This is a genomic window from Acinetobacter sp. YH12129, from assembly GCF_013418685.1.
Lineage (GTDB): Bacteria > Pseudomonadota > Gammaproteobacteria > Pseudomonadales > Moraxellaceae > Acinetobacter > Acinetobacter amyesii.
The window spans coordinates 1-1,258 of the sequence record NZ_VPBP01000079.1; the positions used below are offsets into that span (position 1 = coordinate 1).

Consider the following 1,258-nt stretch of genomic DNA (forward strand, 5'->3'; position numbering starts at 1 on the left):
GGAAGCAGATGAAATATTATTGGCGAGATTTTCAAGTCATGACAGCTGATAAAATAGAGCAATGGGTGGAGAAAGTATCAAACCAATTCGGAAAAGAATACATGTTTACTTTTTAATGACAACTTATGATGTTATGTTCAACTGATGGTTTTGAATTAAAATCTATAGAAAAGAAAAATATTGAAAATTCTGGAAAACTTGCAGCTGTAAGCAGTTCAATCTTAGCAATGGTTCAAGCTTTTACTAATGAAATTAATTTAGTCGGTTGTCAAACCATTACATTAGATGCAGAAAATGGTAAAGCATTACTCACAGCGATCTCTCACCCTCAGCACCCTATGATATTAGTTGTCTTGACATCAAAAAATGTATTATTAGGGCAATTATTATATTCTTTAAAAAGAGTGAGTAATGAACTAAGCGAATATCAACTGTCAAATACATTCGCCTAGTCCGATTCAAATTATTTCATCGATTCACGCATTTTATCTTCATCAAAATATTGTGCAAATGATGCAATACGTTTTTCAACAACTGGATTTTTCATCAGGTTCTCAGCTGCACGATTCCCCAATAGTTCAAATGCTTTACCCAAAGCATTTGTTCCTTCATTTTCTGTAACAGCTTTGATTTCAGCATTACAACGTTTAGTAAATAAATCTTGAAATAAATTTGCCATATTTTTATCAATTTTTTGCATCTCAGCGGACGTCACTTTACTATATTTAGAAATTTCTGGATGTGCTGAAAATGCCAAATAAATCCAAGCCGTTAAGTTCTGACTCTCTTCTGCTGAAATTTTATTTACCAAACATTCACTTAGTTTATCCTGATACACACCAGCTGTAGTATTGAAAGAAACAAATGCAAATAAAACTGTAGCTAATAATTTTTTTAAAAACATCTTAAATACCCTATATATTATTAATGAGACAAACGATTTTATTATATTGATTTATTACACATTTTCATTAGCAAAAGATTTTAAAATGATATAAATGGATTGAGCATTTTAGTTTTATTTTCTTTAAATATCTCTCGTTTTCCTATTTTTTGAATTTGCTTCTCTTATTATTTTTCTATTTTGATAACTTTCTCTTTTTCCCCGCATAAAAAAAACACCCCCTGAGATATCAGGGGGTGTTTCGAATAATGAGCTGGCGATGACTTACTCTCACATGGGTAACCCCACACTACCATCAGCGCTAAGAGGTTTCACTTCTGAGTTCGGGAAGGGATCAGGTGGTTCACTCTTGCT

At 32.1% G+C, this 1,258-nt stretch carries 1 protein-coding gene, 1 rRNA gene and 2 pseudogenes; 2 read left to right on the forward strand and 2 right to left on the reverse strand.

Annotated features, from left to right (window positions below):
- Positions 1-116, forward strand: a pseudogene (locus tag FTU65_RS16135) (transposase); the annotation flags it as partial.
- A gap of 9 nt (positions 117-125) precedes the next feature.
- Positions 126-452: pseudogene (locus tag FTU65_RS16140) on the forward strand (roadblock/LC7 domain-containing protein); the annotation flags it as partial.
- Between the two features lie 11 nt (positions 453-463).
- On the opposite strand, the gene FTU65_RS16145 reads toward FTU65_RS16140, so the two are convergent.
- Entirely contained in the window at positions 464-904 is a 441-nt protein-coding gene (locus FTU65_RS16145; protein ID WP_078191038.1) for a hypothetical protein, read from the reverse strand.
- Positions 905-1,155: 251 nt separating this feature from the next.
- Positions 1,156-1,258, reverse strand: a 5S ribosomal RNA gene (rrf, locus tag FTU65_RS16150); the annotation flags it as partial.